Origin of the sequence: Bradyrhizobium sp. AUGA SZCCT0283, from assembly GCF_018130385.1 — a bacterium.
Lineage (GTDB): Bacteria > Pseudomonadota > Alphaproteobacteria > Rhizobiales > Xanthobacteraceae > Bradyrhizobium.
Genome location: NZ_JAFCLU010000027.1, coordinates 84,378 through 90,616 on the forward strand (window position 1 = coordinate 84,378; position 6,239 = coordinate 90,616).

Here is a 6,239-nt window from a genome sequence, read left to right on the forward strand (position 1 = left end):
GTTCCGGACAATAGGCCGTTCAGTGTCCATTCACGACGATCGCCATACTCCATCACCCGCGTCAGCGCCCGGGACAAGGTTTGGCGACATGGATGGGATCGTGGACGTGGCGGACGATTTCGATCAGATGGCCTTGGTGGTCGACTGGCTGGACGCGTGCCGGAATCGCGACCTGACGGCGTTGCTCGACCTCTATGCCGACGACGCGACGCTGGAATGCCGCTGCGGCGAGGTCAAGGTCAAGGAAGGCCGCGCCGAACTCGAATCCTATTGGCGACCGCGCCTCCATGCGCTCGCCCCCACCGCCTTCGGGCTGGAGGAAATCACGCCGACCTCCGAAGGCGTCGTGCTCGATTATCTGAGCCACGAAGGCAAGCCGGTCCGCATCGCGTTCACCTTTTCGCGTGACGCCAAGATCCAGCGTACCGCTTGCGCCCCGGCGGGGCAGGGGTTGCGTGAGGTTGCCGGCGTTGCGGAGGCTGGCCGCTAGCCCCGTTTTTCGCCTCGCGCATGTGTGGCGGAATCTCCCGCCGGAAGCCGGCAACGCACGCAGGTGCGACCTTCCTCGCGCAGCAGTTCAAGCGTCCCGCTCAGCGCGCGAACGCGCTCCAGCATTCCCGTCAATCCCCGGCCGAACATCCGATCGGCCGGAAAGCCTATGCCGTCGTCGGATATTTCCACGATCACTTCGCGGCCGTTGATGTCAGCCGCGACGTGCATCGCGTTCGCCTTGGCATGACGAAGCACGTTTGTCACCGCCTCCTGGATCACGCGATAGACTGTCTGCGACAGCAAGCCGTCGACTTCGTTCAGCGTCGTGTCGATCTGCGACGTCAGTTTGAGATCGGGCGCCTGCGCCTTTGCGTTCTGCAATAGCGTCTGGATGCTCTTCTCCAGGCCGAGCTCCTGAATGTAGAGCGGCCGCAGCCGGTCGAGGATGCGCCGGTTCGCCTGCTGCAATGTTTCGACCGACTGTAGAATGCCCTCGGCGGCGCTCTTCAACTCCGCCTGGCGGGCGGGAATCGATTCCAGCAGCGCCACCGTGTTGGCGCGGATCCCGAACAACAGCGGCCCGAGTTCGTCATGAAGCTCGCGCGCCATATCCTGCCGCTCGTCGTCCTGCAGCGACACGATCCGGCGCAGCAGGCTGCGGTTATCCTGGCTGAGGCGGTTGAGGGTGCGGGCGAGTTCGTTGGCTTCCTGCGCGCTGTTGCGGATCTCGGGCGGACCGGCGGAGGGAATCTCCTGCTCGTAGTCACCCGTTCGCATTCGGGTCAGGCCGTCGCCGAGATTTTGCAGCGGGCGCAATGCCGAACGCGCGGTGAAATGCGCAATCGCCCCCGTCAACAGCATCAGGGCAATTCCGGAGCAGACGATCGCGAGAAATCCGATCCACTTCTCGTAGATGTCGGCGGACATGTCGGGCGCAAATACAATGTCGCCGACCGGCTTTCCCTCGATCGTCACGGGGAAGGCGGCTCTGGATTCGGGTAGGGCGATGAGACGGACGAACCAGTCAGGCACCGTTCCCAGCGGAGTCTGCACTTCGTGAGGATGGACATCGAGGTCGGTGCCGAGGCGGCGAAACCGGATTGCCTCGGAGGCTCCCAGCGATTGCACGAACGCTTCCAGCGTCGCGTGCGGATTGCTGGAGGTCCGAAGCGCGCCGTTGAGCGCAGCCGCGACCGCGCTGGCCGAGCGAGCGGCCGGCTCGGTTTCTTCCATAAGTTGCGCCGTGGCAAAGATTTGGAGAGAAACGCCTCCGGCCAGCAGTGCGGCCGCGAACATCAGGCCGAGCGGCAGCAACAACCGCGTTCGAAGAGAAAGCCTTTCCCACATTTTGAGTATTATAGCCCCCGCAACCCAAGATTTCTCTTTTCAAATATGGCCAACCGCCTATTTATTCCGGGAGGGGATTAAATGATGCAAAATTCTGGCAGACCGGCAACGAAGGTCCTGATCGTCGACGACCATCCGGTGGTCCTGTCGGGTTGCCGGTCGCTGTTTGCATCGGACAATTCCGTGAAGATCGACGAGGCCAGCGACGCCAAGTCCGGCCACCGCGCTTATGTGACGAAGCGGCCCGACGTCACGGTGATCGATATCAAGCTTCCGGATGTCTCCGGTTTCGAACTGATGCGGCGCATCCGCAAGGACGATCCGGACGCCAGGATCATCATGTTCAGCATGAACGACGATCCGGCGTTCGTGGTTCGCGCCATCGAGATGGGCGCGCAGGGCTATGTCTCGAAGGGCGACGATCCAAGGATGCTGGTGAAGGCCGTCCGCAAGGTGGCCGCGGGAGACAATTTCATTTCACCGCAATTGGCGGAGGCGGTGACGTTCTCAGGCGCTTCGATCAAGGCCAATCCGGCGTCGCAAATGACGGCGCGCGAGCTGGAAATCCTGCGGCTGCTCGGCCGGGGCGACAAGATCGTCGAAGTGGCCGACGCGCTGGAGATTTCCTACAAGACGGTGGCCAACACCACCTCGCTGCTCAAGCAGAAGCTTGGCGCCAAGAATCATTCGGACCTGATCCGGATCGCGGTGGAGATGGGGCTCGGATGAGCTGTCTGCGGTTCGGTGACCGCTGAACCGGTCGCGCCGCGTGGGCGCGACCCGTTCGCGCCGCTGCAATTCGCCTATCGCCCGGGCAATGGGAGTGGCGAAGGCGAATCCAGCGAAGGCTTACCAGTGATGGCGGTGACCGCGGCCCCTGGACCATCCATAATGATGACCACGGCCTCTGCCCCACCCGTAGTGGTGACCGCGCCCGCCGCGGCCCATATGGCCGTGGCCATGCCCGTGGCCGCCCTTGACCTGGATCAGGGCGCTGTCCACCGCGGGCGCGGCCGCCATGCCCAGCCTGGCGGAAGCGGATACGGTCATTGCCAGCAGCGCAAGACCAATCAGGGCGATACGTCTCATACAGTGTCCTCCTGTTCGCGTGATTGCGACGTCAGGCACAAGCTCCCTGTGGAACGTTTGTTCCAGCGCGCATGATTATAGTTCGGGAGAAAGAGGAAAGTGGCATCAAGCCCGGTAACGCAGCGCCGCGACCAGCACGGCGAAGGCCGGCGTTAGCTGGCGGCGGCTCGGGTAATAGAGGTGATAGCCTGAAAACGGCGCGCACCAGTCGGCCAGCACCCGGATCAGCCGGCCGTCGGCGAGGTGCGCCTGCACCTGGTCCTCGGGCAGATAGGCGAGGCCGAGCCCGGCCAGCACCGCGTTCATCCGCAGCGCCATATTGTTGAATACCAGCTGACCGTCGACCCGGACCTTCAGGCCGCGTCCCCTCTTTTCGAACTCCCAGGCGTAGATCCCGCCATAGGTCGGCAACCGGATATTGATGCAGCTATGGGCTACGAGGTCCTGCGGCTTGGCGGGTTTGGGGTGAACAGCGAAATAGCCGGGCGTGCCGACCACCGCCATACGGAAATCCGGTCCGATGCGCACCGCGATCATGTCCTTTGCCACCTGTTCGCCGAGACGGACGCCGGCGTCGTAACGCTCCGCGACGATGTCGGTGAAGCCGTAGTTGATGTTCACCTCCACCTTGATGTCGGGATATCGCGGCAGCAGTTTTGCCAGGGCCGGCCACAGTACCGTGTTGGCCGAATGTTCGGCGGCGGTGATGCGGATGGTGCCGGCCGGCTTGTCGCGCAGCTCGGTCAGCGCGGAAAGCTCGGCGTCAATCTCCTCCAGCTTCGGCGCCACCGTGCGCAGCAGGCGCTCGCCCGCCTCCGTCGGCGCGACGCTGCGGGTGGTGCGGGTCAATAGCCGCAGGCCGAGCCGTTCCTCCAGCCCGCGGATCGTATGGCTGAGCGCGGATTGCGAAACATCGAGCTGCGCCGCCGCCCGGGTCGGCCGGTTCCGGCGGGCAATGGGGCGGCAACAACTCGACCGCGGGCGTTTATGCCGCCTGCGTCAAGCTGCGTGAGGCGATCGCGCAGAAGCTTGGCTTCAGCTCCGCCGAAGTGGAGTTCGCCGACGGCGAGGTGCGCGCGGGCAATCGCAGGGTGCCGCTGGCGCAGGCCGCGGGCGAAGGCGGCATCACGGCCGAAGACGAAATCGAGTACGGCGATCTCGCCAAGAAGTATCAGCAATCGACCTTCCGGGCAAACCAGGCGCTGGTCGATCTGCTCGGCAAGATTGCGGCGGCGAAGAAAGTGACGCCCGCGCAGATCGCGCTCGCCTGGCTATTGGCGCAAAGACCATGGATCGTTCCGATCCCCGGCACCACCAAACTGCATCGCCTCGAGGAGAATATCGGCGCGGCTGCGGTCGAACTGACGCCGGGCGATGCCAATGATATCGAAAGCGCCGTCTCTGCAATTGCGGTCCAGGGGGCGAGGTACCCGGGACATCTGCAGCAATTGGTCGGCCGCTGATCGACGTGAGCCGCTGACGCGAGCGGCGAACGGGCATTTAGAACTCCGGATTGCGATGAGCGAACGTTATCATCGCAGGCTTCATTCGACGCCCGCGTGTTCGCCGCATCCGCTCCGGCATGGCGGGAATATGGCGGTGGATGAAAATTGTTCATCGAAGCGGACGCTCGAATCGTACCAAAAACGCGCTAATGTGGAGCCATGGAAAATGTCCCGCGCCCGCTGCCGTTCTCGGCATTCGAATGGTTGGTGTCAGGGCGGTACTTGCGGGCGCGTCGCAGGGAAGGCTTCATCTCGGTCATTGCCGGTTTCTCGTTCCTCGGCATCATGCTCGGCGTTGCGACGCTGATTATCGTGATGGCCGTCATGAACGGCTTTCGCAAGGAATTGATCGACAAGATCGTCGGCATGAACGGCCATCTTGTGGTGCAACCAATCGAGTCACCGCTGACGGATTGGCAAGACGTCGCCGAGCGCATCAGTCAGGTTCCAGGCATACGGCTTGCCGTTCCCGTGGTGGACGGGCCGGCGCTGGCATCGTCGGCGCAAAATGCCTCCGGCGTACTCGTTCGCGGCATTCGCGCCGATGATCTCAACAAGCTTGCCGCGATCGCCAGCAGCATCCAGCAGGGCTCGCTGGATGCATTTGAGCAGGGACAAGGGGTCGCCATCGGACGCAGGCTTGCCGAACAATTGTCGCTGCGCGCCGGCGACAACATCACGCTGGTCGCGCCTGACGGAGCCATGACGTCGAAGGGCACGACGGCCCGTATCAAGCCCTACAAGGTCGCGGCGGTGTTCAGCCTCGACATGTCGGAATATGATTCCGTGATGGTCTTTCTGCCGCTCGCCGAGGCGCAGGCTTATTTCAATCGAGCCGATGACGTGAGCGCGATCGAAATTTTCATCGAAGCCAGCCCCGACAGGGTCGACCAATTTCGAAGGCCGGTGGCGGACGCCGCCGGGCGGCCGGTGTTCCTGGTCGACTGGCGCCGGCGCACCTCGGCCTTTTTCGCCGCGCTTCAGGTCGAGCGCAATGTCATGTTTCTGATCCTGACCTTGATCGTGCTGGTCGCCGCGCTGAACATCGTGTCGGGCCTGATCATGCTTGTGAAGGACAAGGGCAGCGATATCGCCATTCTGCGCACCGTGGGCGCTTCGCGAGGATCGATCATGCGGGTGTTCCTGATCGCGGGTGCTGCGATCGGCGTGCTCGGTACGCTGGCCGGGCTTCTCGTCGGCATGCTGGTTTGTGTGAATATTGAATCGATCCGGCAATTTCTTTCCTGGCTCACCAACACCGAACTGTTTCCACCAAAACTCTACTTCCTGTCGAAGCTGCCGGCGGAGATCGATTTCCTCGAGACCGCCGCCGTTGTGGTCATGGCGTTGACGCTGTCATTCCTCGCGACGCTCTATCCATCGTGGCGCGCGGCGCGGCTCGATCCGGTCGAGGCATTTCGATATGGGTAGTTGGACACGCGCGGACTGCGCATGGCATGCTCGATATCGTAGGGTGGGCAAAGGCGCGTCAGCGCCGTGCCCACCATCTATCATCGAGTGAGCTTCTCGAGGGTGGGCAGGCTCCGCTTTGCCCACCCTACGGACTGCGAACTGATTTGCTTGGCGCGCAAGCGCAACTTCATGCAGCGGCCTGCGACCAATTGGCACGACGGGCAAATCACCAAAAACCTGTCCAGCCCCTTTTGCAAAAATATTCGGCTTAACTTCGAGAGCAAATCATCGGCATAACTCCGCCCGTCTCGCGGCAGATGAGGGGCGTTGGCCATCGTCACGAACGTGCGGTGAGATGCGATGGACGCGAGAGCTGCGACTGACGTGTGTGGC

At 62.9% G+C, this 6,239-nt stretch carries 8 protein-coding genes; 4 read left to right on the forward strand and 4 right to left on the reverse strand.

Translation table 11 applies throughout. From position 1 onward, the window contains the following. Window positions 1–88: 88 nt before the first annotated feature. Window positions 89–490, forward strand: a complete 402-nt coding sequence (locus JQ624_RS29245) for a nuclear transport factor 2 family protein (protein WP_249130153.1) — start codon at window positions 89–91, stop codon at window positions 488–490. Here JQ624_RS29245 and JQ624_RS29250 read toward each other — a convergent pair. Continuing rightward, window positions 487–1,839 (reverse strand): histidine kinase, encoded by a 1,353-nt coding sequence (locus JQ624_RS29250; protein ID WP_212422367.1) that lies wholly within the window; start codon window positions 1,837–1,839, stop codon window positions 487–489. The two genes, JQ624_RS29245 and JQ624_RS29250, sit on opposite strands and share 4 nt — an antisense overlap. Window positions 1,840–1,923: 84 nt before the next feature. On the opposite strand from JQ624_RS29250, the gene JQ624_RS29255 reads away from it, so the two are divergent. Then, complete coding sequence (locus tag JQ624_RS29255; RefSeq protein ID WP_212422377.1) at window positions 1,924–2,568, forward strand: response regulator transcription factor; 645 nt, start codon at window positions 1,924–1,926, stop codon at window positions 2,566–2,568. A gap of 120 nt (window positions 2,569–2,688) precedes the next feature. Here JQ624_RS29255 and JQ624_RS29260 read toward each other — a convergent pair whose 3' ends face one another. Both JQ624_RS29260 and JQ624_RS29265 read right to left on the reverse strand, forming a co-directional pair. Further along, window positions 2,689–2,928, reverse strand: a complete 240-nt coding sequence (locus JQ624_RS29260) for a hypothetical protein (protein ID WP_212422368.1) — start codon at window positions 2,926–2,928, stop codon at window positions 2,689–2,691. A 105-nt stretch (window positions 2,929–3,033) separates the two neighbouring features. Beyond that, window positions 3,034–3,885, reverse strand: coding sequence for a LysR family transcriptional regulator (locus JQ624_RS29265; protein WP_212422378.1), 852 nt, complete (start codon window positions 3,883–3,885; stop codon window positions 3,034–3,036). A 134-nt stretch (window positions 3,886–4,019) separates the two neighbouring features. Between JQ624_RS29265 and JQ624_RS38820 the strand changes: the two genes are divergently transcribed. After that, window positions 4,020–4,391 (forward strand): aldo/keto reductase, encoded by a 372-nt coding sequence (locus tag JQ624_RS38820; RefSeq protein WP_409334382.1) that lies wholly within the window; start codon window positions 4,020–4,022, stop codon window positions 4,389–4,391. Between the two features lie 201 nt (window positions 4,392–4,592). Further along, window positions 4,593–5,864 (forward strand): lipoprotein-releasing ABC transporter permease subunit, encoded by a 1,272-nt coding sequence (locus tag JQ624_RS29275; RefSeq protein ID WP_212422369.1) that lies wholly within the window; start codon window positions 4,593–4,595, stop codon window positions 5,862–5,864. Window positions 5,865–5,944: 80 nt separating this feature from the next. Here JQ624_RS29275 and JQ624_RS29280 read toward each other — a convergent pair. Continuing rightward, a partial coding sequence (locus JQ624_RS29280) for a hypothetical protein (protein ID WP_212422370.1) occupies window positions 5,945–6,239 on the reverse strand: 295 nt, incomplete at its 5' end.